Below are 25,726 nucleotides of genomic sequence, written 5' to 3' on the forward strand. Positions count from 1 at the left end.
GCCGATAATTTCGCCACTAAGTCATAAGCTGTGCGTCATGTCTCTTTTCAGGCTAGGCCTTAAACTATATTCTGACGCCTCAATTTTTAAAGAAGTAATAACACCATGACATCAATAAACACTCTGCCACCAGCCGGAGTAATGCGCCGATTTGGTGCCTTGTTCTATGACGCACTCATTGTAATCGCTATTGAAATGATGGCTGCCGGCATCATTGTTGCTCTACTGCACGCACTCATGGCTCTTGGTATTTTTAACCATGGCGGGTATGCCGATGTCAGTGACTTCTTGACTAATCATCCGATTTGGAGCCCTGCGTATACTTTTTACTTAGTCGTCGTTTGGGTTTACTTCTTTGTCTTCTTCTGGACCAGAGCAGGTCAAACTCTGGGAATGAGAGCTTGGAAGCTACGAGTTCAAAACAAAGATGGTTCTGCGATCACAATAACTCAAGCGCTAATACGTTTAGGTACATCGGGGTTTGGACTTGCAAACTTATGTGTTCCATTCGATCCTCAGAAACGTGGCTTTCACGATATCTGGGCAAAGACCGAAGTCGTTGTGTTGCCAAAAGCACAATAACGCTATTAAGCGAACTTAAAGCAAGATCAAAAAAGGAAGGCGCAATGCCTTCCTTTCTTCTATTTATAGTTTCCGCCTCAAAAGCATAATGGCAATTCCGAAGAACACCACGCTAGGGGCTATCGCACCAAAAGCAGGTGGTATTTGGTAAACCAAGCTGATTGGCCCAAAGAACTCGCTGGATATATAGAAAGTAAAACCAGCAATCACACCAGAGAGAATCCTTGCTCCCATGGTCACGCTACGTAAAGGACCAAAGATAAACGACAATGCCATCAACATCATGACCGCTATCGAAATAGGTTGAGTTATCTTTCGCCACAATGCTAGCTCATAACGTGCTGCATCTTGTTCTGATGCTTTGAGATAAGAAACATAGTCATACAGCCCACTTAACGACAGCTCCTCCGGTTTCACCGTCACTATCGCGAGTTTGTCTGGAGCTAACGATGTTTCCCAAGAAAAAGTCGGTAAACTCTCTTTAGTGACCTGAATATCATTCTCAAAAGAGGTGACCTCAACATCGCGCATTGTCCAAACGTTGTTTCCAACGTAATCGACTTCTTTTGAATATATGGCCGTTTTCAGAGCCTTGTTCTCATCATAGCGCCACATGTTCAAACCATAGAGCTTATCATCGTCTATTTTAACAATGAAAATGAAGTCATTGGCATCTCGAGCCCAAACACCGCTTTGAGTAGAGATAATACTACCACCAGCAACCGAGATGGTTCTTAAGTCACGAGCCATCTTCTGCGCTTGCGGAGCTCCCCACTGCCCAAGTAATGTCACTATCACCATTAACGGAATCGCAGTCTTAAGTACCGATAAACCAATATCTAACTTAGAGAAACCCGCGGCTTGCATAACCACAAGCTCAGAACTCGCAGCAAGCATACCAAGCCCAATCAATGCACCAAGCAATGCCGCCATTGGGAAGAACATTTCGATATCACGAGGAATACTCAATAAAACGAAATACAACGCTTGTAATAGATCGTATGTACCACGACCTACCTTCCGCAATTGCTCAACGTACTTGATAATTCCAGAGAGACCGACAAACGTCACCAATACCAGTGACGTGGTCGCGATGATGGTTCTGCCTATATATAAATCGAGAATCTTAAACACGGCTTAAGCCAACCTCTTATTCTTGAATTTTTCTTTCAAACGCCTAACCGGCACACTATCCATAAAGTTGGCACCAATCGCGACAAACAATAATAATGCATTGATTGGCCACATGCCTATTGCAGCAGGAATGTCCCCTTCTTCAATTGAAGATTTGGTTGCACTGATTGCCAAGAAGTAAGTCAAATAAATCAGGATTGCCGGACCTATTTTTGCAAAACGACCTTGTCGTGGATTAACTGCTGACAGCGGTACAACGAGCATAGTCAACAATGGGATACACAACACCAGTGACATGCGCCACTGCAATTCAGCCTTGGCACGATTATCTTGATTTCCAATAAGATCAATAGTTGGAATCGCTTCCCACTCTCGACCTTTCTTCTCTACTTCACGCTGACCAATTAAGCCTTCATACTCTTCAAAGTGCGTCACTCTATAATCAAGGCGAGAAGGCACTCCTTCATGACGAGTACCATCGTACATCACAATAACTTGGCGGCCATCGCTCAATTCTTTTACGTCTCCCGACTTAGAGAACATCACACTAGGAAGCACTGAGTCACGAGGTCGCATTTGAGAAACGAACACATTGTCTAATTGATTACCATCGATACCCTCTATAAACACAACTGAAGAACCATCGGGAGTCCTTGCAAATTTGCCTTTGGGTAGTAAATCGACGCTGTTCTCTGCAGCCACTTCCTCATACATTTGTTCTACTTTATCTTGTGACCACGGAGACAGCCAAAAGGAGTTAAAAGCAGCGACAGTTGCGGTAATCAACGCCAGATAAAGTGCTGATTGGATGAGGAATTTATTGCCAATACCCGTAGCATTCATCACCACAATCTCACTTTCGGCATAAAGGCGGCCAAAAGTCAGCAAAATGCCAATATAGATACTAAGTGGAAGCATCAAGAGCCCCATCGCTGGCATATTTAGACCCACGATCGATAATACAAGGCTTGCTGGAATATCACCATCAGAGGCGTCGGCTAAAACACTGATGAACTTTTGGCTGAGAAACACGAGAAAGAGAACAAAAAATATCGCAAATTGGCTCTTGATTGTCTCTCGGATCAAATATCTAACAATAATCACGCTCAAATTACCTATACAAAACTTGTTTTTTTGATTGAATCACTATAATTTCCCGTTGAACCTTTTATTTTTTAAATTTTTAGCTAAGTGTTAACGTTCTTCTTTAAGGTCAGTTCCATTATAGGATCCAACAAGTAAGAACCCATTATCCAACATTTAGTTCGATTTGTCTTCAGGATGTAGGAGTACGCATGGAGTTCAGTGTAAAAAGTGGCAGCCCAGAGAAACAGCGCAGCGCATGTATCGTTGTCGGTGTATTCGAACCGCGCCGCCTTTCTCCAGTAGCCGAGCAGTTAGATAAGATTAGCGATGGCTATATTAGTTCACTGCTTCGTCGCGGTGATCTAGAGGGTAAACCTGGCCAGATGCTACTACTGCATCAAGTACCTGGTGTACTTTCAGAACGTGTTCTGCTTGTAGGCTGCGGTAAAGAACGTGAGCTAGGCGAGCGTCAATATAAAGAAATTATCCAAAAAACCATCAGCACACTAAACGAAACGGGTTCTATGGAAGCAGTATGTTTCCTGACTGAACTGCACGTTAAAGGTCGTGATACTTACTGGAAAGTTCGCCAAGCAGTAGAAGCGACTAAAGATGGCCTTTACACTTTTGATCAATTCAAGAGTAATAAACCAGAGACTCGTCGTCCACTACGTAAACTGGTATTCAACGTACCAACTCGTCGTGAATTGAGCCTTGGTGAGAAAGCAATCTCTCACGGTCTTGCGATTGCTTCAGGTGTGAAAGCGTCTAAAGATTTAGGCAACATGCCACCTAACATCGCAAATCCTGCTTACCTTGCTTCTCAAGCTCGTCGCTTGGCCGATGATTACGAGACAGTGAAAACTAAGATCATTGGCGAAGAAGAGATGGAAAAGCTGGGTATGACTTCATACTTAGCGGTAGGCCGTGGTTCTAAGAACGAATCTATGATGTCTATCATGGAATATAAAGGTGCTGCTGACCCAGATGCAAAACCGATTGTTCTAGTCGGTAAAGGTCTTACTTTCGATTCAGGCGGTATTTCGCTTAAGCCTGGTGAAGGTATGGATGAGATGAAGTACGACATGTGTGGTGCGGCTTCTGTATTCGGTACAATGAAGGCACTAGCTAAACTGAACCTACCGATTAATGTAGTTGGTATCCTAGCAGGTTGTGAAAACATGCCAGGCAGCAATGCTTACCGCCCAGGTGATATCCTAACGACCATGTCAGGCCAAACAGTTGAAGTGTTAAACACGGATGCTGAAGGTCGCTTGGTTCTATGTGATGCGCTTACTTACGTTGAACGCTTTGAACCAGACTGTGTTGTCGATGTAGCAACACTCACTGGCGCGTGTGTGATGGCGTTAGGTCACCACATCAGTGCTGTACTGTCTAATCACAACCCACTATCTCACGAGTTAGTGAATGCTTCTGAGCAAGCAAGTGACAGAGCATGGCGCATGCCAATGGCCGATGAATACCATGAGCAACTAACGAGTCCATTTGCAGATATGGCAAATATCGGTGGCCGACCTGCTGGTACAATCACAGCAGCATGTTTCTTATCTAAATTTGCTAAAAAGTACCACTGGGCACACATTGACAGTGCCGGCACAGCTTGGAAGTCAGGCGCAGCGAAAGGCTCGACAGGTCGTCCTGTCTCAATGCTTGTCCAATTCTTATTGAACCGCAGCGGCCATGAGACTGAAGAGCAATCTTCAAAATAATAGAAAGGGCCTACGGGCCCTTTTTTAATAAGCGTTATTTGCTAGCTCCTGTTGACCAAGTATGATTGGTTTCCACGATTCCAAGTTCGAGTATTCAGTATGCAGACTGCCACATTTTACATTGTGTCTTCAGACAGCCCACAAGCCGGCGAAGAGGGTTTTGCTCACTACGTGTTGTTTCTTGCTCAGCATTTTGCAAAACAAGGCGCTAAACTTTATCTCAACTGTAACGATAAAGTTCATGCTGAGCGTATCGCTGAAGTTTTTTGGCAGGTAGAGCCTACTGAATTTATCGCGCACAACTTGGTTGGCGAAGGTCCAAAATATTCAACGAATATTGAGATAGGCCATCAAGGAGTCAAACCTAATTGGAACCGCCAATTGGTAATAAATCTGGCCGATAATCATACAACCTTTGCGAACGCCTTTGCTCAGGTGATAGACTTCGTTCCTTGCGAAGAAAAAGCTAAGCAACTCGCTCGAGAAAGGTATAAAATTTACCGTCAGGCTGGATATCAGCTACAAACTATCGAGATTCAACATCCATAGTCAAACCTCATAGTTAAAGCTATCTTTGGATTTAGATTCAAGAAGCTTCACTTATGAAGTTTGACGACGATTAACCATTCACAGTATCCGTTATAAGAGCACTATGGAAAAGACATACAACCCAACATCAATCGAACAAGCTCTGTATAAGACTTGGGAAGAGAAAGGCTACTTTAAGCCACACGGTGACACATCAAAAGAAGCTTACAGCATCATGATCCCGCCACCGAACGTCACTGGTAGCCTACACATGGGTCACGCGTTCCAAGATACGATCATGGATACGCTTATCCGTGCTCAACGTATGAAAGGCAAAAACACGCTTTGGCAAGTGGGTACTGACCACGCTGGTATCGCAACTCAAATGGTTGTTGAGCGTAAGATCGCTGCTGAAGAAGGCAAAACAAAACACGACTACGGCCGTGAAGCTTTCATCGACAAGATCTGGGAATGGAAAGGCGAATCTGGTGGCACGATCACTCAACAACTTCGTCGTCTTGGTGCTTCTGTAGATTGGGATCGTGAGCGATTCACTATGGATGACGGCCTATCAGCTGCGACTCAAGAAGTATTTGTTCGCCTATACGAAGAAGACCTAATCTATCGTGGTAAGCGTCTAGTAAACTGGGATCCTAAACTGCACACTGCAATTTCTGATCTTGAAGTTGAAAACAAAGACAAAAAAGGTTTCATGTGGCACTTCCGCTACCCACTAGCGAATGGTGTTAAAACCGCTGATGGCAAAGACTACATTGTCGTTGCAACTACACGTCCTGAAACCATGCTTGGTGATACAGGCGTTGCAGTTAACCCTGAAGATCCTCGCTACAAAGATCTTATCGGCAAAGAAATCCTGCTTCCTATCGTAAATCGTCTTATCCCTATCGTAGGTGATGAGCACGCTGACATGGATAAAGGCACGGGTTGTGTGAAAATCACGCCAGCTCATGACTTTAACGATTACGAAGTGGGCAAGCGCCATAGCCTACCAATGATCAACATCCTAACGTTCAACGGTGATATCCGTGATGCGGCTGAAATCTTCACAACGAACGGTGAAGAAAGCGATGTGTACTCAACAGATCTTCCAGCTAAATACCAAGGTATGGAGCGTTTTGCCGCTCGTCGTGCAACGGTTGCTGAATTTGAAGAGCTAGGCCTACTTGAAGAAATCAAAGATCACGACCTAACCGTTCCTTACGGTGACCGTGGTGGTGTGGTTATCGAACCAATGCTGACGGACCAATGGTACGTGCGCACAGCGCCTCTTGCTGCTCCTGCTGTTAAAGCCGTTGAAGATGGTGAGATCCAATTTGTACCTAAACAGTACGAAAACATGTACTTCGCGTGGATGCGTGACGTGCAAGATTGGTGTATCTCTCGTCAACTTTGGTGGGGCCACCGTATCCCAGCATGGTACGACAACGATGGTAAAGTTTACGTAGGTCGCACTGAAGAAGAAGTTCGTGAAAAGAACAACCTTTCACCGGTAATTGTTCTTAAGCAAGACAACGACGTTCTTGATACATGGTTCTCTTCTGCACTTTGGACTTTCGGCACACAAGGCTGGCCTGAAGATACTGAAGCAATGAAAACATTCCACCCATCAGAAGTACTAGTATCTGGTTTTGATATTATCTTCTTCTGGGTTGCTCGTATGATCATGATGACCATGCACTTCGTGAAAGACGAAGACGGCAAGGCTCAAGTACCTTTCAAAACAGTTTACATGACGGGCCTTATCCGTGATGAAAACGGCGACAAGATGTCTAAGTCGAAAGGTAACGTACTTGACCCAATCGATATGATTGACGGCATCGGCCTTGAAGAGCTAGTAGAAAAGCGTTGTGGCAACATGATGCAACCTAAACTGGCTGCTAAGATCGAAAAAGCTACGCGTAAAACTTTCGAAGATGGTATCGAACCGTACGGTACTGATGCACTGCGTTTCACTCTTGCTGCTATGGCTTCAACTGGCCGTGACATCAACTGGGACATGAAGCGTCTTGAAGGTTACCGTAACTTCTGTAACAAGCTATGGAACGCAAGCCGTTACGTACTGATGAACACAGAAGAGCACGATTGTGGCATGTCACTGTCTGTTGAAGACCGTGCAAACATGGAATTCTCTCTAGCAGACAAGTGGATTGAATCTCAGTTTGAAGTTGCAGCGAAAGAGTTTAATGCTCACCTAGACAACTACCGTCTAGACATGGCAGCAAATACGCTTTACGAATTCATCTGGAACCAATTCTGTGACTGGTACCTAGAGCTAACTAAACCTGTTCTTTGGAAAGGTACTGAAGCTCAACAACAAGCGACTCGTTACACGCTTATCACGGTTCTTGAGAAGACTCTACGTCTTGCTCACCCTGTTCTTCCTTACATCACTGAATCTATCTGGCAAAGCGTTAAGCCGCTAGTAGACGGCGTTGAAGGCGAGACCATCATGACTCAAGCGCTTCCTCAGTTTAATGAAGCTAACTTCAATGCTGAGATCGTTGACGACATCGAATGGGTTAAAACTTTCATCACAGCTATCCGTAACCTACGTGCGGAATACGACATTGCACCAAGCCAAGGCTTAGAAGTAATGATCAAAGTCGCTGATGAGAAAGATGCAGCTCGTATCGAAGCAAATAAGATCGTTCTTACTTCTCTAGCTAAGCTAGACGATATTAAAGTTCTAGCAGACGGCGAAGCAACTCCAGCTTGTGCAACTAAACTTGTTGGCAAATCTGAGCTGATGATCCCAATGGCGGGTCTTATCGACAAAAATGCTGAGCTTGCTCGTCTAGATAAAGAAGTAGCGAAGACTCACGGTGAGATTAAGCGTATCGAAGGTAAGCTAGGTAACGAAGGTTTTGTTGCTAAAGCACCAGAAGCGGTTATCGCGAAAGAGCGTGAAAAGCTTGAAGGCTACCAAGAAACTCTTGTTAAGCTAGAAGAGCAAAAAGCGACAATCGCTGCTCTTTAAAACTGAATGAACGAGGAGGTTTCGAACCTCCCGCTCTAGACAAAAAGGTTGGCCTTCATGGTCAGCCTTTTTTTGTGCCCTAAGTTCCAGTCCAATCAACCTCACTCCAGCTTATTGATAGCTTTTGCCTATCAAAACAATCTTAACTTCCCATTAGATTTAATGATAATAATTCTCAATAATAGTTCTATCGAAACAACACAACGACTGAGTAATTATCATGAAAAAGACACTAACCTTTGCTGCATTACATTTTACTATCGCATTTAGTGTCGCTTACGTACTAACTGGCGACATCTTAATTGGTAGCTTAATCGCTATGATTGAGCCTTCTGTGAATACCGTCGCCTTCTATTTTCATGAAAAGGCGTGGGCTCAAGTTCCAGCGCTTAAAGCTCGTCAGTGGATGACAAAGTTAAAAACAGCAAGCTTCGCTACTATCCACTTTAGTGTTGCCTTTACCGTTGTCTATTTATTGACGGGCGACGCCTTTGTTGGTGGTGTGATGGCAACGTTAGAACCCGCTTTGAATACTGTGGCTTACTATTTCCATGAGAAGGTGTGGTTACGAAAAGCAGAAAGCAAAGCAGCACAACCACAGTTTTGTTTGCACCAACATGCTTAACCTAAACAGTTCACTGTTGACATGGTTGCGATTTGCAATCAAATTATAGTTGTACATCGCAACTATATTGAGAGGCAACATGACTTCAGCACAACTTAGAGAATTATCACGTCAACTCGTTCGACAGCTTGGAATGCTCGACAAAGATTGTGGTGATATTGCCCTACCTCCGATTCAAGCTCATACACTGATTGAACTAGAACAGCAGCCATTAACCGTGAACCAATTAGCGGATAAGCTCAATATTGATAAGTCCAACGCCAGTAGAGCAGTCAACAATCTAGCGAAGAACTCGTTAATTCAAACCTCACCACACCCCAACGATAAGCGCAGTGTTGTGGCTTCAGTAACAGAGCAAGGGAAAAACACTCTTGCCAAACTTCACAATCAACAAAATCAATTTTATGACTCGGTACTTGAGCGTTTAACGGAAGCGGAAACTCAACAAGTTTCGGGGGGAATCGAGCACTACCTTAAAGCACTGCAACAAAGCCACGCTTCAATCGATGTGGTGGTTCGCCCCCTACTACAGGAAGACAACACCGTAGTGGCCAATGTGATTCGCCAAGTCTCTTATGAAAACGGGCTAACTGAAGATAAAGGCTATGGTGTTGCAGATCCCACCTTAGAAGACATGTTCAGTGTTTATAACAATGAAAGATCTCAGTATTGGGTGATTGAACTTGATGGAAAGGTTGTCGGTGGTGGTGGATTTGCACCATTAGCCAGTATGCCAGAAGTCTGTGAACTGCAAAAGATGTACTTCTTGCCAGAAACCAGAGGCAAAGGCTTAGCGAAGAAGTTGGTTAATATGTCGATGGAGAAAGCTAAGGAACTGGGTTATCAACATATGTATCTAGAAACGACCGAATGCCTTAATGCCGCCGTTAAACTTTACGAAAAATTGGGCTTTGAACACCTTGATTCAGCTTGGGGAGAAACAGGCCATGACGCTTGTGAGGTTGTCATGGCCAAAACGCTATAATGTGTTTTTGAAATAGGGTTAGCGTCGGCAGTTCATTAGATGACAAGCGAGTGAGCGAATTGATTCATTACGTAACGGGCTAATTGAATAACCGCTAGTTACGCAAAAAGTTACTCACGCAAGAGGCTGGATTCAAGGCTACGAAAGAACTCTCTTTTTGCCCATCAAGTTCCACTTCTAACTGATATAAATGCTTAGGATTGGGCTTCTCAAGGTTAAATACCATTGGAGCCTCAACCTGAAACACAACACCCGTATGTTCTGCTCGCACATCAATCGGCATCACGAGAGTCATACCATTAAACTTGATTGATGCCGATATTAACCCTGGCTTTAGCGTTTGATAGATAACATCTACTTTAAACTCACAGCCACCACCGTGATGCCAGATTTGCTCGGTGACGACTTGCTCAAGCTTGACGTTACGAACGAACTGCAAATATGGAGCTTGCCAGATTCCAATCCGAGAATCTGATTTAGCGACGACCTGTGAAGGGATAGAGTCATCCATATCCTCTTCAAGCAACAGGCTCTCCTCTTCTTCAAGGAAAAGGATCTCAAAACGATTTCGACCAGGCTGCATATAAGGGCGGATGTCTTTACGATATTCAGCTTCGCTGCCATCACAGTCAAACACGGCAACGCCATTGAGTCGCACTTCTGCAAAGTAGTCAACGCCTGCGACGATTAGCTCAACAAATGGGCACGCCAACATGGCATCATCCACTTCGATGTCATGCATCAGGTGCCATTCTTGCTCTGCGATTTCCTCTTCACTCAAGCTATTAGGGAGCTTTGAGCTTAATGGAGCAGGAAAGGTAATGTCATCTTGTGGGATAGAGAGATCCGTCAGTGGCGAAATTTGCCAAAGACCATCGAGAGGTAGCCGCATGTCATTCCTTGAGCTAGATCAATTTTGACCGCATTATAATGAATGAATGCATATAAAGACATTTATTTTTCTGAGGACAAAAAAATGCCAGCTCAAGGCTGGCATTCTTTAAAACTGGGAGAGATTACTCTTCGTCTTCATCATCTTCGTCAGGGTAGATAGCATCTTCACCTTCGTAGTAAGTGCCCCAACCGTCGTAGATAATGTCAAACTTCTCTGCAAGATTTACAAGCTTCTCAACTTGCTCATCAATCGCTTCTGCGTTCAGAGTACACTGCATCGTTGCATCACAACAAAGTAGCTTGTTGCCATCTTCGTCTTCTGTCTCTTCAGCTTCAAGCACTTCAAAGCCCATTTTGAATGCTTCAACAACGGCTTTCTCAAGTACTGCGAAATCTTCAGCAAAAAGGTGATGCTCGATATCGTATAGAGCTTCAGGATCGCTACCATCTTCGATTAATGCTTCAATGATGTCGCGAGTCTCGCCTTTTTGAAATTCAATTAATTCCGCTACTGATAGATATTCATCTTCGTGAGACATGTGTCTGCTCCAGAGTGTTGACTATGAAAAGATCAAATTTGATTGCCACGAAATATGGCACGGATCGCCTAGAAAAGCCACCTAGATCAGGTGTAGAAGAGTAAGTTTATCGCTAGATAACTGAAGGGATATCAATTAAAAAGTGAAATCAAAATCACAGAAACAAATTTTCAACATATTATTAACCATCGTGTATTTTAGCATTTCATTTTTATTGTTACTTTTAGCCTTACTCCTTCAAAATTGAGTGGTTAGTCATATCAGATGCATACTGCCGATCACTTCATCGATGCATAAAACCTCACTTATAAGTAAGTAACTGCATAAATTTTGAATGAAAAATCACGTTCACCAAGCAAAGTGGATTCTCAAATCACTGAAATTAGAGCATAGATCCGCAAAAAGTTTGTTCCAGAACTCAGCCTTTCGGTTGGGTTTTAATATTAACAATCCCATACAACTCAGCATTTAAAACCAAAAATATCAAAATAACATAACCTTTACACAAGTTTCAAAACTTGCATATTACGAACAAGCTTGTCATAAATAGACGCTGGATTAATAGTAAGGATGCAAAATGAGTAAGCTGTACGTTGGCTCCGAAGTCGGTCAATTAAGACGAGTTCTCCTAAATAGGCCTGAAAGGGCACTCACCCACCTCACCCCTTCTAACTGTCATGAGCTACTCTTTGATGATGTACTTGCAGTAGAAGCAGCAGGTGAAGAACACGATGCCTTTGCGACAACACTTCGTAACCAAGACGTTGAAGTGTTATTACTGCATGACCTACTGGTTGAGACACTCGCTGTAGCACAAGCTCGTGAGTGGCTGCTTAATACTCAAATCTCTGATTTCCGTTACGGCCCTACATTCGCACGTGATTTAAGAGAGTACCTTGCTCAAATGGACAATGAGCACTTGGCGACGATCCTACTTGGTGGTTTAGCCTATTCTGAGCTTCCTATTAAATCTTCTTCAATGCTACCGAAGATGCACCGCCCACTTGATTTCGTTATTGAGCCGCTACCTAACCATCTATTTACCCGCGATACTTCTTGCTGGGTTTATGGAGGTGTCTCTCTTAACCCGATGATGATGCCTGCCCGTCAACGAGAAACGAATCACTTGCGAGCAATTTACCGCTGGCACCCTGTATTCGCAGGCCAAGATTTCATTAAGCACTTCGGTGATGAAGATCTTCACTATGACAATGCGAATATTGAAGGTGGAGATGTTCTGGTCATCGGTAAAGGTGCCGTGCTTATCGGTATTTCAGAGCGTACTAAGCCACAAGGTGTTGAAAACCTAGCCGCTAGTTTATTCAAATCCGGTCAAGCAACCGAAGTGATTGCGATTGATTTACCAAAGCACCGCTCTTGTATGCACCTTGATACGGTAATGACACACATGGATATCGACACATTCTCAGTCTATCCAGAGATCGTTCGTAAAGACCTAGATACTTGGCGCTTAACGCCAAAAGAAAATGGCGAAATGCGAGTAGAGAAAGCTGAAAACTACCTAACAGCGATTGAAGGCGCACTGGATCTCGATCAACTGAAGATCATCACAACCGGTGGTGATAACTACGAAGCTGAACGTGAGCAGTGGAATGACGCTAACAACGTACTGACGGTGAAACCGGGTACGGTTATCGGTTATGAGCGTAATGTTTACACCAATGAGAAATACGACAAAGCAGGTATCGAAGTTCTGACGATTCCGGGCAATGAGCTAGGTCGTGGCCGAGGTGGCGCTCGCTGTATGAGTTGTCCTATCGAAAGAGACGGTATCTAAGCCACAAAACTCAATAAAGCGAACACACTAACTTATCTAGGCCAGTACCATTGTACTGGCCTTTTTTATCAAATTAATAAAATAAATATTCACAAATATAGCATTTTTATGTTTAACTGAGTTCTTCATTGATTCTATATACGCAAGGAGCGAGAGATGGCCTTTAATCTTCGCAATCGTAACTTTCTAAAACTTCTCGACTTTACTCCTAAAGAGATTCAGTTTTTACTCGACCTGTCTGCAGACCTTAAAAAAGCTAAGTATGCAGGTACAGAGCAGAAAAAGCTTAACGGTAAAAACATCGCTTTGATCTTTGAAAAAGCATCCACTCGAACTCGATGTGCTTTTGAGGTAGCTGCTTTTGATCAAGGTGCTCAAGTCTCTTATTTAGGCCCTTCTGGTTCTCAGATTGGTCAGAAAGAATCAATGAAAGATACGGCGCGTGTATTAGGTCGCATGTACGATGGCATTGAATACCGAGGGTTTGGCCAAAGCATTGTCGAAGACCTAGGCGCTTATGCTGGTGTAGCGGTTTGGAATGGCTTAACCGATGAGTTCCACCCTACTCAGATCTTGGCTGATTTCCTCACTATGCTTGAGCATGGTCGCGGTAAACATCTACACCAAATCAGCTTTGCTTACCTTGGTGATGCACGTAACAACATGGGTAACTCTCTGTTAGTGGGTGCCGCGAAAATGGGCATGGATATTCGCCTTGTCGCGCCAAAAGCATTTTGGCCAGAAGAGCACCTTGTCGAAGAGTGCCAAGCTATCGCGCAAAGTACAGGTGCAAAAATCACGCTGACAGAAGACGTTGCCGAAGGTGTTAAAGGCTGTGATTTCCTTTATACCGATGTTTGGGTTTCTATGGGTGAAGCGCCAGAAGCTTGGGACGAACGTGTTGCTGTCATGACACCTTACCAAGTGAATATGAATGTCATTAAGCTCACAGGTAACCCTCAAGTGAAATTCATGCATTGCCTACCCGCTTTCCACAACAATGAAACCGTGATCGGCCAGCAAGTTGCAGACAAATATGGAATGAACGGCTTAGAAGTCACTGACGAAGTCTTTGAATCGGATTACTCAATTGTATTTGATGAAGCAGAGAATCGCATGCATACCATCAAAGCGGTAATGGTTGCGACTCTGGGCCAATAGCGAATACTGAAAGTAAACAAAAGGTTGATGTAATCGCTTGCGCTCACAAATTGAAAGCGTATAATTCTCGGCAATTTGTCTGAGAGTAGTGAAAATGACGCCAAGCAATGTTGTGATAAAGCATAATGATATTGTGAAAACACATAATAAAATTGTGAAAACACCAAATATTGCTCGCAAGCTAGCATGCTTGCCAGGCCGTCTATTCTGCTTTTCAGCACTTTTTTAAAGCCTCCCATTATGGGGGGCTTTTTTATGGCCAATACATTATTGTGGGGAAGAAGATCATGGCGAATTCGCTCTATCAAAAGCACATCATCTCAATTCCAGAGCTTTCTCGTGAAGAGCTAGAATTAATTGTTCAAACGGCAGGTCAGCTAAAGGCTGAACCAAACCCAGAACTCATCAAGAACAAAGTTGTTGCCAGCTGCTTCTTCGAACCTTCAACGCGAACTCGTCTCTCTTTTGAAACGGCTATTCAACGCATCGGTGGTGATGTGATTGGTTTCGACAGTGGTGGTAACACCTCACTGGCGAAGAAAGGCGAAACGCTAGCGGACTCGGTACAGGTTATCTCTTCATACGTTGATGCTTACGTAATGCGTCATCCTCAAGAAGGTGCTGCGCGTCTGGCTTCTGAGTTTTCTAACGGTGTACCGGTTATTAACGCAGGTGACGGCGCAAACCAACACCCAACACAAACGCTATTAGACCTATTCTCTATCGCTGAGACACAAGGCCGCCTAGACAACCTCAACGTTGCATTCGTTGGTGACCTTAAGTACGGCCGTACGGTTCACTCGTTGACTCAAGCGCTAGCGAAGTTCGATAACATCTGTTTCTACTTCGTTGCTCCAGAAGCACTGGCGATGCCAGACTACATTTGCGAAGAACTTGATGAAGCGGGTATCAAGTATCAACTGCTGACAGACATGGAAGATGTCATTCCAGAGCTTGATGTCTTGTACATGACTCGAGTTCAAAAAGAGCGCTTCGATGAATCGGAATATGCGCACATCAAATCAGCGTACATCCTGACTGCTCCGATGCTGGAAAATGCACGTGATAACCTAAAGGTTCTTCACCCTCTTCCTCGTGTTGATGAAATTACTGTCGATGTCGATAAAACACCTTACGCTTACTACTTCCAGCAAGCAGAGAACGGTGTTTACGCACGTGAAGCACTGCTAGCCCTTGTTCTTAACGAAGCACTGTAGAGGAGAGATATCATGTCTAAAGAGACTCAATTAAAAGTTGAAGCAATCAAGAACGGAACGGTTATCGACCATATCCCAGCCAACATCGGGATCAAGGTACTCAAACTGTTCGACATGCATAACTCAAATCAGCGAGTAACGATTGGCCTAAACCTGCCATCTTCTGCTCTAGGCGGCAAAGACTTACTCAAGATAGAGAATGTTTTTATCACTGAAGAACAGGCGAGCAAGTTAGCACTTTACGCACCTCACGCAACGGTAAACCAAATCGAAGATTACGAAGTGGTTAAGAAGCTACCACTAGAACTTCCTGAGCAAATCAACGATGTGTTTGAGTGTCCAAACACCAACTGTATTACTCACAATGAGCCCGTAGAAAGCAGCTTTAAGATCTTTGAAAAGAAAGAAGATATTCGATTGAAGTGTAAGTACTGCGAAAAAGTATTCTCTCGTGAGATCGTGACAGAAAGATAACGTCATACGGCAACGCCGATCGAACGCAAAAACTATTCAATACCTCGCCTGTGCGGGGTATTTTGCTCTTTACCTATCCTGAGTTTGAAGGCACACTAAAAATTGCTTTTTATCCAATAACTGACGGAATAACCAATGACTAAAGTACTTCACACAGAATCTGCTCCAGCTGCAATCGGCCCATACGTACAAGGTGTTGACCTTGGCAATATGGTTCTGACTTCTGGTCAAATCCCAGTAAACCCAGCAACTGGTGAAGTATCTGCTGATATCGCAGAGCAAGCTCGCCAATCTCTAGACAACGTTCAAGCGGTTGTTGAAGCTTCTGGCCTGACTGTAAAAGACATCGTAAAACTAACGGTATTCGTTAAAGACCTAAACGACTTCGGCACAGTAAACGAAGTTTACGGTAAGTTCTTTGATGAGCACGGTGTTGCAAACTACCCTGCACGTTCATGTGTTGAAGTAGCTCGTCTACCAAAAGATGTAGGTATCGAGATCGAAGCTATTGCGGTTCGCAAATAGGTTCTTCCTCTAGAATAAACGGTTTCTAGTAAACAAGTTGGCATGAAGCTGAGCGTTTATCAGATACAAAAAAGGTTGCCCAATTGGCAACCTTTTTTATTGTTCATCGTTTCACTTAGATGATTACTTCTTATTAAGCTCAATCACTTCTTTGTCTAACTCTTCAAGCTTAGCAGCCATCTGCTCACGGGCTAAGTTAGCCAGTTGACGAACATTAGACTTATCGTAATCTTCAGTGCTGATTGGTGGCAGCATTTCAACAATCACATGACCATTGTTCCAACGGTTCAGCTTCACGCCACCAGTTGAGCTACACACGATAGGGATAATAGGTAAGCCAGCGCCAATCGCAGCATGGAAAGCACCCGTTTTGAATGGCAACAAACCACGACCACGAGAACGAGTCCCCTCAGGGAACATCCATACTGAAACATCACTCTCTTTAAGGCTAGTAACCACTTGGTCAATCGTACCTACCGCTTTGCTGCGGTTAGCTCGGTCGATTAGGATATTACCCGTCAACCAGTATAGCTGACCAAAAAGAGGCATCCACGCTAGGCTTTTCTTGCCTACTGTCACAACTTTAGGTGTTACCGCTGATGAAATCGTGAATAGATCCCAGCTGTTTTGGTGGTTTGCAACGTAAACATGTTGGCCACGAGAGTAAGCATCTTCCGGGATGCGAAGCTCTAACTTCATGCCAAAGATTTTCGACATGCGACCGAAATAACGGCCAAAGGTAAATACGTGTTTCGGGTTACGTGGGCTTAATAGACAATAGCCACAACCAAATACAAACATAAGAATCGCAAATATCGCCACTGCGAAAATACGTAATATTGCTATCATTTTGCTCCTCACAACCGCCAAGTTGATTCATCTATTCACACAAAATAGGCAATAGATTCACTTGCGGTAAATACAACTATAAAAAAGCCGAAACCAAGGTTCCGACTTTTATGTTTTCATCTTACTGATTCATGAATCCACTAACCTAAGTTAGTTCGACTCGCTAAATCGTGTAATGTTTGCGCCTAAAGCTGAAAGTTTATCTTCAATTTTATCGTAGCCACGATCGATGTGATAAATACGGTCAACGATAGTTTCGCCTTGGGCAATACAGCCAGCAATAACTAGACTCGCAGATGCACGAAGATCCGTTGCCATTACTTGAGCACCGCTTAACTTCTCAGTTTCACCACAGATAGCCGTGTTGCCTTCGATTTCCGCTTTTGCGCCCATTCGCTGTAACTCAGGAATGTGCATAAAACGGTTTTCAAAGATAGTCTCAGTGATAACACCACTGCCCTTCGCCATCATGTTGAGCAGAGTAAACTGTGCTTGCATATCGGTTGGGAAACCTGGGTGAGGTGCTGTTACGATTTTCACCGCTTTCAGCTCACGATCTGTCATATCAAGGCTGATCCAGTCTTCGCCCGTTTCAACCTTCGCACCCGCTTCTTCAAGCTTCGCTAATGCAGCTTCAAGAAGATGAGCGTTGGTGTTGCGACAAACCACTTTACCGCCAGAAACAGCAGCAGCAACAAGGAACGTCCCCGTTTCGATACGGTCAGCAACCACAGAGTGATGACCACCACCAAGACGTTCAACGCCTTCGATAGTAATCGTGTCTGTACCTGCGCCAGAAATCTTAGCACCTAGTTTGTTTAGGAAATCAGCCGTATCAACAATCTCAGGCTCACGCGCTGAGTTATCTAATACAGTTGTACCTTCCGCTAGCGTTGCTGCACACATGATAGTAATGGTGGCACCCACACTTACTTTATCCATCACGATGTGCGCGCCTTTCAAACGGCCGTCAACACTTGCTTTTACATAACCATCTTCCAACTTAATGGTCGCACCTAGTTGCTCTAGGCCATGGATATGTAAATCAACAGGTCGAGCGCCAATTGCACAACCACCAGGAAGTGACACTTGGCCTTCACCAAAACGAGCGACTAAAGGACCTAAAGCCCAAATAGAAGCACGCATTGTTTTAACTAAATCATAAGGCGCACAAAATTCATTAATCTCGCTGCCATCAACATGAACACTACCGTTACGTGATACTTTTGCGCCTAAACGCTTAAGTAGTTCCATCGTAGTATCGATGTCACGTAGGTGAGGAACATTACTCACTTCAACCGGTTCTTCAGCAAGGATTGAGGCGAATAAAATAGGTAGCGCTGCATTTTTTGCGCCTGAGATCGTCACTTCACCGCTTAACGGCTTATCCGATCCAATAACTCGAAACTTTTCCATCATAAACCTTAAAGTGACATCAGTTTCTTATCACGTTCCCACTCTTCTGGCGTGAAAGCCTTAATAGAAAGAGCATGGATGTCATTGCGTTGAATGTATTCCATTAGTGGGCCGTAGATTAGTTGCTGCTTCTTAACTCGATTCATGCCGTCAAAACATGCATCAACCGCAACAACTTCGTAATGACTGCCTTCACCCTTCACGAAAATTTCCTGAAGGTTCAGTGCCGCTGCTAATAATTCTTGTACTTTTGTGCTGTCCACAAATAGCTCCTGCCTAATTTTTTATGTGTTCTGCCATCATTGGCTGGATATTGCTCAATTGGAACAACGTTCGTAATTGTTCTGGCACGAAACTGAGCATTATATGACAGTTTTGATTTTTTGCATGCTCTAATAAGTGAATTAGCATCACCATTCCTGCTGAATCGACTCGATTTATATGGCTAAGGTCAATTTCAACGCTCGATTCCGTCGTTTGCCACTTTTCCAATATACGCCAGATTGCAGGGACACTGTCTCGGTCTATGTCACCGAGCAGCTGATACTCTTTAGAGCTTAGTGCTTGCCATTGAGAGTGGCTCATTATTTATTACTCTCAAAACGAATCGGTTGTGCTGCAAGTTTCTCTAATTCATCGGCAACTTGTAAGATGCCTTCTTGACGAATTTTAGTATTCCACTCTGATTGCTTGCTCGATAATAGGCTAATACCTTCAGCAACCATATCAAACGCCTTCCACTCGCCCGACTTCTTGTCTTTGCGTAACTTAAATTCAAGCTTAATGTTTGGTCGCGGCGTATCTATGATACTAACCTTAATACTGGTAATACGACTATCTGCTTTGATTTTTGGTTCTGGACCAAATTCAATCGTCTGATCTGTGTACTGAGTCAGTACTTGAGCGTAAGAAGAAACAAGGTATTTACGGAACGCATCGATAAACACGCCCACGTCTTTTCTATCCGCGCCTTTCAAGTTTGGACCTAGCAGTTTAAGAGCCGCATATTGAGCATTAACATAGGGCATCAACTCTTCTTCCACAATGACCTTCAATAACTCAGGATCTTGCTGGATATTCTCTTGCTCACTCTTCAAACGATCAAACGCCACTTCTGCAACTTGCGTCATCATCTGATAAGGCTGAGTGCGATCAATCGATTCTGCAGCAAATGCTGGAGTAGAAATAAGCAACGCCATTGCCGCCATAAACATTGATTTCAAGTAACCGATAGCTTTTAAATGACTAATATCTTTTAAATGACTAATAGTTTTCAACATCATCTTACTCCTTAGCTTCGCTGTCATCAGAGCCACCAACGCTATACAGCACTTGGCCAATCAAATCTTCTAGTACTAATGCTGACTTGGTGTCTTCAATAGAATCACCATCAACCAACATCTCTTCATCATCAAAAATGAAGCCAGGAACCAGACTGATGTACTGCTCACCGATTAAGCCAGACGTTAAGATTTGAGCACTAGAGGTATCTGGAAATTGTGAGTACTTCGCATCAATCGATAATTCAACGACAGGAAGGTAGCTCTCGGTATCAAGCTCAATACTTTTAACTCGACCGACAACGACGCCACCCACCTTCACTGGAGAGCGAACTTTTAGGCTACCAATGTTGTCAAAGGTCGCTTTTAGATTGTAAGTATGGTTCGAACCTAAGCCTTTTACGTCAGCGACTTGAAAGATCATGATTAAGATTGCGCAAATTCCGACAATAACAAAGGTGCCGACCCATAATTCTAATTTTCGAGTTTGTTGCATGATTAATTCCCAAACATCAATGCGGTAAGAACAAAATCTAGCCCTAATACCGCTAGAGAAGAGTGCACTACAGTGCGTGTGGTTGCCTGACTAATACCTTCTGAGGTCGGTACCGCATCATAACCATTAAAAAGTGCGATCCAAGTTACTGTGATAGCAAAGACCATACATTTGATCGTGCTGTTACCAATATCTCGACCTAGCTCAACGGAAGACTGCATCGCTGACCAGAAACTGCCGTGGTCAATGCCCTTCCAATCAACACCAACTAACTGAGCCCCCCAAATCCCGACCGCCATAAAGATCATCGCGAGCAGTGGCATTGAGATAAGCCCGGCCCAAAGGCGTGGCGCAATAATGCGTTTGAGAGGATCGACGGCCATCATTTCAAGGCTAGAGATCTGTTCGGTTGCTTTCATTAAGCCGATCTCAGCCGTTAATGCTGAACCTGCGCGGCCTGCAAACAATAACGCAGTCACCACTGGGCCCAACTCACGTAACAGTGAAAGCGCGACCATTTGACCAAGGTTACCTTCAGCACCGTAGTCGATTAACACGACATAACCTTGCAGGCTGAGCACCATGCCAATAAACAAACCCGAAACTAAAATGATAGCTAATGACTGAACACCAACGCTATAAAGTTGTTTAACGAATAAAGGGAAATTCTTTAGTCTCGGGATGCCAAACAAAGCCCCAAATAACATCAGGCTTGCTCGACCAAATGACTCACAGATCGCAAGTGTTCGCTTACCGACACCCGCAATAGCTTTAACAATCATATTAAAACAAATCCTCTTTTAAGCTCTTCGCAGGAAATCTAAACGGCACAGGGCCATCCGCGTCACCTTGCAAAAATTGCTGCACTCTCGGATCGCTGTTGTTGTACAACTCATCAGGCGCACCAGCGGCAATGATTTTTCCATCAGCCATCAGATAAACCCAATCGGCAATACTCATCACCTCAGGCACATCGTGAGAAACGACAATAGAGGTTAAGCCCAAAGCTTGATTGAGATTACGGATCAGCTCAACCAAGACGCCCATAGTGATCGGGTCTTGGCCAACAAACGGTTCATCGTACATGATAAGTTCAGGATCCAATGCGATCGCACGGGCCAACGCAGCACGTCTCGCCATCCCACCAGACAATTCACTCGGCATCAAATGCGCAGCGCCTCGTAACCCTACAGCTTCAAGCTTAAGTAATACGATGGTACGAATGAATTTTTCATTAAGTTCAGTGTGCTCTCGCAGCGGGAACGCCACATTATCAAAGACATTAAGATCAGTAAAAAGTGCACCCGATTGGAAAAGCATGCTCATTTTCTTGCGGGCTTGATATAGCTTACGACGTGATAATGCAGGGATATTGTCGCCATCAAACCAAATTTCGCCCTCATCTGGCGGTAATTGTCCGCCAATCAAACGCAACAAGGTCGTTTTACCGATCCCTGACGGGCCCATGATTGCGGTTATTTTGCCTTGAGGCACCTCTAAACTGATGTCATCAAAGATAACGCGCTCACCGCGTGAGAAGCTGAGGTTCTTAACTTTCACAAGCTCAGTGTTCAACATATTTTTGTTGTTTCCTTGCTTTAAAATACGCCAATTATGGCTGCAATAATAATGAGTCTACTTTAGAATTAAAAGCACTGTTCAATTAATTCATATTAAACAGGAATCTATGCAGGGATTTGAAAGCATTAGAAAATTATCTATTGAGCTCTCTTTCTTGCCTGCTAACTGGTAATTAATTTGCCGAGTGACTTCCCTTTTATCTAGCAACAGGTCAAAATTAGCGGTTAATTCTCCGTTTTTTATTAATTTTTTAGGAATCATCATGCTTGAAGCGATTGCGTTTCTTATTATCGGTCTAGGTTTTTTAGTGTGGAGTGCAGATAAGCTAGTTTACGGCGCCGCTGCTCTTGCTCGCAACTTTGGTATCTCACCATTAGTTATCGGTATGACGATTCTAGCAATGGGGTCTTCGGCTCCTGAAATGATGGTTTCAGCAACAGCTGCTCTTGATGGAAAAACAGATACGGCTGTAGGTAACGTTCTCGGTTCAAACATCGCCAACATCGCACTGATTTTGGGTATTACAGCGCTTATCAAACCGCTATCAATTAGCTCTGGTGTGATTCGCCGTGAACTACCATTGATGATTGGTGTCACTCTACTAGCGGGCGCTTTGCTGTGGGACAACCATTTAGGGTTCTACGAAGGCGTATTATTGTTTGTTCTTTTTGCAGCATTCTTATTCGCGATGCTGCAAATCAGCCGCAGTGAGAAAAAGAACGGCGATGCCTTCCTTGAAGAACAAGAATCTGAAGTTCCTGAAGGCGTGAGCAACCCTAAAGCCGCAATGTGGGTGGTAGTTGGTCTGATTATTCTGCCTCTAGCTGCCAACATGTTGGTTGATAACGCCGTTGTTATCGCGAAATTTTTTGGCATGAGCGACCTTGTGATTGGTTTAACCATTATTGCCGTTGGTACAAGCCTGCCTGAGCTAGCAGCATCACTTGCTGGCGTAATGAAGGGGGAGGATGATATGGCCGTGGGTAATATCATTGGCTCGAACGTATTCAACATCCTTGCTGTTATGGGTATCCCTGGCATCCTCAACCCTTCAGTATTGAGCGAGTTTGCGATGGGTCGTGATTTCTGGGTAATGCTAGGTGTATCGCTACTGCTTGTCGTCATGGCGCTAGGTAAATCACGTAGTGTGAATCGTATTGAAGGCGGTGTGTTAATAGTGACATTCGTGGCCTACCAAGCTTACCTACTTATGAACATGTCAGCTTAATTATTGATTTAACTTCCCGTACTTGGAGTATTTAATGTCTCAGTCATTCGATTATCGTAGTGTTGCAAAGCAAGTTTTGGAAACCGAAGTTGCAGGTCTTACTCAATTGGACCAATATTTTAATGATGACTTTTGCAATGCTTGCGACCTTATCCTGAACAACAAAGGAAAAGTGGTTGTGATGGGCATGGGAAAATCTGGCCACATCGGCAAAAAAATAGCAGCAACATTAGCAAGTACTGGGACATCCGCTTTCTTCGTACACCCAGGGGAGGCTGCGCACGGTGACTTAGGAATGATCGGGGCTGGCGATGTTGTGATAGCAATATCCAACTCTGGCGAATCAGGTGAAATCCTAAGCTTATTCCCGGTATTGAAGCGTTTGAACATCAAGATTATCAGCATGACAGGTAAGCCAGCATCAAACATGGCGACTTTGTCTGATATTCATTTACAAATATCAGTGCCAGAAGAAGCGTGTCCTCTAGGTTTAGCACCAACAACCAGTACTACCGCTACTTTGGTTATGGGTGATGCATTAGCCGTTGCACTTTTACAGGCAAGAGGTTTTACCGCTCAAGATTTTGCACTGTCTCATCCTGGTGGTGCTTTGGGCCGTCAACTGCTGTTGAAACTAGACGACATCATGCACACCGGCGATTCACTCCCAATTGTTGCTCCGGATGCACTAGTTCGAGATGCCCTGTTAGAGATATCTCAAAAAGGCTTGGGTATGACGGCAATCGTCGGTGAAGATGGCCAAATGAAGGGCATTTTTACCGATGGTGATTTACGCCGTATCTTAGATAAACGTATTGATATTCATAGCACGCAGATCGGCGATGTAATGACACTGAACCCAACGGTAGCAGAACCAAACATGCTCGCAGTTGAGGGCTTAAATTTGATGCAAGCTAAGAGCATCAATGGCTTGGTGTTGTGTGATAGTGGCAAATTAGTAGGCGCTTTAAATATGCATGACTTACTGAAAGCAGGAGTAATGTAATGTCACAAACAGTCGAAACCCTATACGGCACGGTAGATTCAGAAGTGTTTGCCGTAGCAAAAGAGATCAAATTGCTTATTTGCGATGTCGATGGCGTGTTCTCAGATGGTCGCATCTACATGGGTAACAATGGTGAAGAGCTAAAAACTTTCCATACGCGCGACGGTTACGGCATTAAATCGTTGATGAACGCGGGCGTTGAAATCGCGATCATCACTGGCCGTAAATCTAAAATTGTTGAAAATCGAATGACCGCTCTCGGTATTAAGCTAATTTATCAAGGTCAGGATGATAAAGTTAAAGCCTACCAAGATATTTGCGATAAGCTTTCAATCAATCCTGAAAACACAGGTTATATCGGAGACGATTTAATCGATTGGCCTGTAATGGCAAAGGTTGGCTTGAAGGTATGTGTGGCAGACGGCCACCCATTGCTTGCACAAAGAGCCAACTACGTAACCACCATTAATGGTGGTTACGGTGCTGTTCGTGAAGTCTGCGACCTTATTTTACAAGCAAGAAACGAACTCGACGTGCACAAAGGTTTAAGCATATGAGTTTTAATCGTATTATCTATTTAATACTCATCTTTATTGCCTCTTGGTCGGCCTATTACTTGTACGACAAAGAGCAAACATCGACGATACAAGTAGATCCAAACTTGGAACTGCCTGCGTTTAGCGGAAAGAATCTTGATAACATTAGCTATGGCGAAAGCGGTATTCGTAGCTACCGAGTTGAATCAACTAATCTAGAGCACTACTCGGTCGTTGGCGATACGCACTTTCAAGACCCTATTCTTTCAGTATTCCGTGAAGGGCATACGATAGAATGGCGAGTGACCGCTGATCGCGCAATTATGGATGAAAATCAAGTCATCACTTTTTATGACAATGTTGTGGCGAAAAACCTGTTGCCAGATGCTAGCTTCGATACAATGACCACAGATAAAATGGTTGTTGAACTGACTAGTCGAGATTTTTATTCAGACACTCCGGTCCATATGATCGGTACATTTTTTGAAAATGAGGGGCAAGCAATGAAAGGGAACTTCGGTACCAACAATGCGACTCTCTTTAATTCTGTTCAGGGTAGATATGAAACTCTCACACCTTAGTTTATTGGCTTTGACCCTTGCGGCGTCTAATGTCTATGCTCTATCTTCGGATAGCGAGCAGCCTGTCTATATTGATTCAGACAGTCAGCAATTAGATATGAAAAGCAATCAAGTAACCTTTCTTGGCGATGTGAACCTTAAACAAGGTAGCATCAATATCAATGCCGATAAGGTCATTGTTACACGTAATGCCGTCAACGGTGAAATTGAAGAAATACAAGGTTTCGGAAAGCCCGCAACCTTTTCTCAACTTACTGACGATGGGAAAACACTCTATGGTGAAGCTGACGATTTACATTACCAGCTGATTGCCGATAGATTGATCATGACTAAGAACGCGATGCTATCTCAAGATGGCAGTATCATTCGTGGCTCTAAGATTACCTATCAGATCACCTCTCAAAAATTGGTTGCCGATAGTGATAGCAGTGAGCGAGTATCAACGGTTTTACAACCAGCGGAAGTGAATAAGTAATC

General features: G+C 43.9%; 28 protein-coding genes. 16 read left to right on the forward strand and 12 right to left on the reverse strand.

Features of this window, described 5'->3' with window-relative positions:
- The first annotated feature begins 105 nt into the window (after positions 1 to 105).
- Positions 106 to 582 carry an RDD family protein gene (locus tag AB6E08_RS08020; protein WP_012604849.1) on the forward strand — a complete coding sequence of 159 codons (477 nt, stop codon included), beginning with the start codon at positions 106 to 108 and terminating at the stop codon, positions 580 to 582.
- A 63-nt stretch (positions 583 to 645) separates the two neighbouring features.
- Here AB6E08_RS08020 and lptG read toward each other — a convergent pair whose 3' ends face one another.
- Positions 646 to 1,716, reverse strand: a complete 1,071-nt coding sequence (gene lptG / locus AB6E08_RS08025) for an LPS export ABC transporter permease LptG (protein WP_017097528.1) — start codon at positions 1,714 to 1,716, stop codon at positions 646 to 648.
- A gap of 3 nt (positions 1,717 to 1,719) precedes the next feature.
- Positions 1,720 to 2,820, reverse strand: a complete 1,101-nt coding sequence (gene lptF / locus AB6E08_RS08030) for an LPS export ABC transporter permease LptF (RefSeq protein WP_009847716.1) — start codon at positions 2,818 to 2,820, stop codon at positions 1,720 to 1,722.
- Positions 2,821 to 3,011: 191 nt separating this feature from the next.
- Between lptF and pepA the strand changes: the two genes are divergently transcribed.
- The 5 genes from pepA to AB6E08_RS08055 all read left to right on the forward strand — a co-directional run bounded on the left by pepA (position 3,012) and on the right by AB6E08_RS08055 (position 9,668).
- Positions 3,012 to 4,532: a leucyl aminopeptidase gene (gene pepA, locus AB6E08_RS08035; RefSeq protein ID WP_017097529.1), complete on the forward strand. Its 1,521-nt coding sequence runs from the start codon at positions 3,012 to 3,014 to the stop codon at positions 4,530 to 4,532.
- Between the two features lie 99 nt (positions 4,533 to 4,631).
- Positions 4,632 to 5,081: a DNA polymerase III subunit chi gene (locus AB6E08_RS08040; protein WP_009847719.1), complete on the forward strand. Its 450-nt coding sequence runs from the start codon at positions 4,632 to 4,634 to the stop codon at positions 5,079 to 5,081.
- A gap of 103 nt (positions 5,082 to 5,184) precedes the next feature.
- Positions 5,185 to 8,058, forward strand: a complete 2,874-nt coding sequence (locus tag AB6E08_RS08045; RefSeq protein ID WP_372067207.1) for a valine--tRNA ligase — start codon at positions 5,185 to 5,187, stop codon at positions 8,056 to 8,058.
- 220 nt (positions 8,059 to 8,278) lie between these two features.
- Positions 8,279 to 8,683, forward strand: coding sequence for a DUF2061 domain-containing protein (locus tag AB6E08_RS08050; RefSeq protein ID WP_017103683.1), 405 nt, complete (start codon positions 8,279 to 8,281; stop codon positions 8,681 to 8,683).
- Between the two features lie 79 nt (positions 8,684 to 8,762).
- Positions 8,763 to 9,668, forward strand: coding sequence for a GNAT family N-acetyltransferase (locus AB6E08_RS08055; RefSeq protein WP_372067210.1), 906 nt, complete (start codon positions 8,763 to 8,765; stop codon positions 9,666 to 9,668).
- A 94-nt stretch (positions 9,669 to 9,762) separates the two neighbouring features.
- On the opposite strand, the gene AB6E08_RS08060 is transcribed toward AB6E08_RS08055, so the two are convergent.
- Both AB6E08_RS08060 and rraB read right to left on the reverse strand, forming a co-directional pair.
- Entirely contained in the window at positions 9,763 to 10,560 is a 798-nt protein-coding gene (locus AB6E08_RS08060) for a glycosyl hydrolase 2 galactose-binding domain-containing protein (RefSeq protein ID WP_099165094.1), read from the reverse strand.
- A gap of 124 nt (positions 10,561 to 10,684) precedes the next feature.
- Entirely contained in the window at positions 10,685 to 11,101 is a 417-nt protein-coding gene (gene rraB / locus AB6E08_RS08065; RefSeq protein ID WP_004735324.1) for a ribonuclease E inhibitor RraB, read from the reverse strand.
- 577 nt (positions 11,102 to 11,678) lie between these two features.
- Between rraB and arcA the strand changes: the two genes are divergently transcribed.
- From arcA to AB6E08_RS08090, 5 genes are all read left to right on the forward strand, one after another.
- Positions 11,679 to 12,899: an arginine deiminase gene (arcA, locus tag AB6E08_RS08070; RefSeq protein WP_017096063.1), complete on the forward strand. Its 1,221-nt coding sequence runs from the start codon at positions 11,679 to 11,681 to the stop codon at positions 12,897 to 12,899.
- Positions 12,900 to 13,055: 156 nt separating this feature from the next.
- Positions 13,056 to 14,060 carry an ornithine carbamoyltransferase gene (locus AB6E08_RS08075; RefSeq protein WP_372067215.1) on the forward strand — a complete coding sequence of 335 codons (1,005 nt, stop codon included), beginning with the start codon at positions 13,056 to 13,058 and terminating at the stop codon, positions 14,058 to 14,060.
- 287 nt (positions 14,061 to 14,347) lie between these two features.
- On the forward strand, positions 14,348 to 15,277 hold the full coding sequence (gene pyrB, locus AB6E08_RS08080; protein ID WP_372067218.1) for an aspartate carbamoyltransferase: 930 nt from the start codon (positions 14,348 to 14,350) through the stop codon (positions 15,275 to 15,277).
- Positions 15,278 to 15,289: 12 nt separating this feature from the next.
- Positions 15,290 to 15,751 (forward strand): aspartate carbamoyltransferase regulatory subunit, encoded by a 462-nt coding sequence (gene pyrI / locus AB6E08_RS08085; RefSeq protein ID WP_004735320.1) that lies wholly within the window; start codon positions 15,290 to 15,292, stop codon positions 15,749 to 15,751.
- Positions 15,752 to 15,886: 135 nt separating this feature from the next.
- Positions 15,887 to 16,276, forward strand: a complete 390-nt coding sequence (locus tag AB6E08_RS08090; RefSeq protein WP_004735319.1) for a RidA family protein — start codon at positions 15,887 to 15,889, stop codon at positions 16,274 to 16,276.
- A 123-nt stretch (positions 16,277 to 16,399) separates the two neighbouring features.
- Here AB6E08_RS08090 and AB6E08_RS08095 read toward each other — a convergent pair whose 3' ends face one another.
- From AB6E08_RS08095 to mlaF, 8 genes are all read right to left on the reverse strand, one after another.
- A complete protein-coding gene (locus AB6E08_RS08095; RefSeq protein ID WP_029222177.1) occupies positions 16,400 to 17,125 on the reverse strand; it encodes a 1-acylglycerol-3-phosphate O-acyltransferase in 726 nt (241 codons plus the stop codon).
- Positions 17,126 to 17,275: 150 nt separating this feature from the next.
- Positions 17,276 to 18,541, reverse strand: coding sequence for a UDP-N-acetylglucosamine 1-carboxyvinyltransferase (murA, locus tag AB6E08_RS08100; RefSeq protein WP_004735317.1), 1,266 nt, complete (start codon positions 18,539 to 18,541; stop codon positions 17,276 to 17,278).
- Positions 18,542 to 18,549: 8 nt separating this feature from the next.
- A complete protein-coding gene (ibaG, locus tag AB6E08_RS08105) occupies positions 18,550 to 18,804 on the reverse strand; it encodes a BolA family iron metabolism protein IbaG (RefSeq protein ID WP_004735316.1) in 255 nt (84 codons plus the stop codon).
- 13 nt (positions 18,805 to 18,817) lie between these two features.
- The gene (locus AB6E08_RS08110; protein ID WP_004735315.1) at positions 18,818 to 19,126 is read right to left on the reverse strand and encodes a lipid asymmetry maintenance protein MlaB; all 309 of its coding nucleotides are present in this window, start codon (positions 19,124 to 19,126) and stop codon (positions 18,818 to 18,820) included.
- Positions 19,126 to 19,755 (reverse strand): phospholipid-binding protein MlaC, encoded by a 630-nt coding sequence (locus AB6E08_RS08115; RefSeq protein WP_133151841.1) that lies wholly within the window; start codon positions 19,753 to 19,755, stop codon positions 19,126 to 19,128. Before AB6E08_RS08115 ends, AB6E08_RS08110 begins: the two co-directional genes overlap by 1 nt.
- A gap of 70 nt (positions 19,756 to 19,825) precedes the next feature.
- Positions 19,826 to 20,317: an outer membrane lipid asymmetry maintenance protein MlaD gene (gene mlaD / locus AB6E08_RS08120; protein ID WP_017078788.1), complete on the reverse strand. Its 492-nt coding sequence runs from the start codon at positions 20,315 to 20,317 to the stop codon at positions 19,826 to 19,828.
- A 2-nt stretch (positions 20,318 to 20,319) separates the two neighbouring features.
- Entirely contained in the window at positions 20,320 to 21,099 is a 780-nt protein-coding gene (gene mlaE, locus AB6E08_RS08125) for a lipid asymmetry maintenance ABC transporter permease subunit MlaE (protein WP_004735312.1), read from the reverse strand.
- 1 nt (position 21,100) lies between these two features.
- Complete coding sequence (gene mlaF, locus AB6E08_RS08130; RefSeq protein ID WP_102495610.1) at positions 21,101 to 21,895, reverse strand: phospholipid ABC transporter ATP-binding protein MlaF; 795 nt, start codon at positions 21,893 to 21,895, stop codon at positions 21,101 to 21,103.
- Between the two features lie 265 nt (positions 21,896 to 22,160).
- Between mlaF and AB6E08_RS08135 the strand changes: the two genes are divergently transcribed.
- Genes AB6E08_RS08135 through lptA form a run of 5 tightly spaced genes read left to right on the forward strand, consistent with a single transcriptional unit; the run spans position 22,161 to position 25,724 of the window.
- Positions 22,161 to 23,126, forward strand: a complete 966-nt coding sequence (locus AB6E08_RS08135) for a calcium/sodium antiporter (RefSeq protein ID WP_004735309.1) — start codon at positions 22,161 to 22,163, stop codon at positions 23,124 to 23,126.
- Positions 23,127 to 23,160: 34 nt separating this feature from the next.
- Positions 23,161 to 24,132, forward strand: a complete 972-nt coding sequence (gene kdsD / locus AB6E08_RS08140; protein WP_372067224.1) for an arabinose-5-phosphate isomerase KdsD — start codon at positions 23,161 to 23,163, stop codon at positions 24,130 to 24,132.
- The gene (gene kdsC / locus AB6E08_RS08145) at positions 24,132 to 24,689 is read left to right on the forward strand and encodes a 3-deoxy-manno-octulosonate-8-phosphatase KdsC (RefSeq protein WP_017100035.1); all 558 of its coding nucleotides are present in this window, start codon (positions 24,132 to 24,134) and stop codon (positions 24,687 to 24,689) included. Before kdsD ends, kdsC begins: the two co-directional genes overlap by 1 nt.
- Positions 24,686 to 25,249, forward strand: coding sequence for an LPS export ABC transporter periplasmic protein LptC (lptC, locus tag AB6E08_RS08150; protein WP_012604869.1), 564 nt, complete (start codon positions 24,686 to 24,688; stop codon positions 25,247 to 25,249). Before kdsC ends, lptC begins: the two co-directional genes overlap by 4 nt.
- Positions 25,230 to 25,724: a lipopolysaccharide transport periplasmic protein LptA gene (lptA, locus tag AB6E08_RS08155; RefSeq protein ID WP_009847739.1), complete on the forward strand. Its 495-nt coding sequence runs from the start codon at positions 25,230 to 25,232 to the stop codon at positions 25,722 to 25,724. Before lptC ends, lptA begins: the two co-directional genes overlap by 20 nt.
- Positions 25,725 to 25,726: the final 2 nt, after the last annotated feature.

This window comes from Vibrio sp. 10N.247.310.24 (assembly GCF_041467175.1).
GTDB classification, from domain to species: Bacteria; Pseudomonadota; Gammaproteobacteria; order Enterobacterales; family Vibrionaceae; genus Vibrio; species Vibrio tasmaniensis_A.